This is a genomic window from Streptomyces hainanensis (assembly GCF_004348415.1).
GTDB lineage: Bacteria > Actinomycetota > Actinomycetes > Streptomycetales > Streptomycetaceae > Streptomyces > Streptomyces hainanensis.
In genome coordinates this window covers 1-1,256 of record NZ_SMKI01000834.1, presented here as the reverse complement: position 1 = coordinate 1,256, position 1,256 = coordinate 1, and the positions used below count along the sequence as shown (strand labels likewise).

The 1,256-nt window shown below is 73.1% G+C and carries 1 protein-coding gene; it reads left to right on the top strand.

What is annotated here, in order from left to right:
• The coding region (locus tag E1283_RS36300) for a serine hydrolase domain-containing protein (protein WP_341829989.1) at window positions 1–1,197 on the top strand (1,197 nt) is incomplete at its 5' end.
• Between the last annotated feature and the right edge of the window lie 59 nt (window positions 1,198–1,256).

The window sequence follows — 1,256 nt, the reverse complement described above, 5'->3', positions numbered from 1 at the left end:
GCGCGGGCCAGGACGGCCCTCGCCGTGGCCGGCCTCGGCGCGATCGCCGTGGCCACCGCCTTCGGGTCCGGGTCCTGGGCGCAGGCGGCGTCGGTCGAGCGGCCGCACCGCGGCGAACTCCAGCGCGACGCCGACGCGGTGCGCGACACCGGCGCCTCCGGGCTGATCGTCCAGGCGCGGAACGCGGGCGGGCGCGAGCGCGAGGCGCGGTCCGGGGTCGCGGACCTGGAGGCGGGCGGGCAGGTGCCGTTCGACTCCTACTACCGGATCGGCAGCGACACCAAGACGTTCGTCTCGGTGGTCGCGCTCCAGCTGGTCGCCGAGGGCGAGTTGAGCCTGGACGACACCGTGGAGCAGTGGCTGCCGGGCGTGGTCACCGGCAACGGCAACGACGGCGGCCGCATCACGATCCGTAACCTGCTCCAGCAGACCAGCGGGCTGGCCAACTACACCGACATCCTCTTCGGCGACCCGGAACAGCTGACGCCCGAGAACTATCTCGCGCAACGTTTCACGCCGCGCGCGCCGGAAGACAACGTCGCGTTGGCCATGACGCGCGCCCCCGGCTGGCTGCCGGACGCCGACGACCCGGCCGCCGAGACCCGCTGGGCCTACTCCAACACCAACTACGTGCTGGCCGGCATGATCGTCGAGCAGGCCACCGGGCACCCCTGGGAGCAGGAGGTCCACGAGCGGATCATCGCGCCGCTCGACCTGCGCCACACCATGACCCCCGGCACCTCGGCCTACGTGCCCCAGCCCACCGCCACCGCCTACCTCCAGTTCCCCGGCCTGGACGAACTCACCGACACCACGCTCTCCGTGGACGGCGGGGCCGACGGCGGCATCATCAGCACCACCGACGACATGAACACCTTCCTCCGCGCCCTGATGGACGGCACGCTGCTGCCGGCCGAGCAGCTGGCGCAGCTGCGCACCACGGTGCCGGCGGCCGACTTCGGCGACGAGGCCGGGTACGGTCTTGGCATAGCCTGGCGCCCGGCGGAGGGCTGCGACGAGGGCGTCTGGTTCCACGGCGGCACCTCGTTCGGCACCGTGTCCGAGGGCGCCGTCACGCCGGACGGCGAGGTCTCGGCCGCCTCCGCGATCTTCACCGCGCCGATCGGCGACCAGGAGCGCTTCGCCGTCCAGTCCGAGGCGACGCTGGCCATGATCGACCGGGCGGTCTGCGGTTAGTCCCGACCGGCGGGGGCACCCGGCACGGGTGACAGACCACGACCGTGAACCCGTACCCC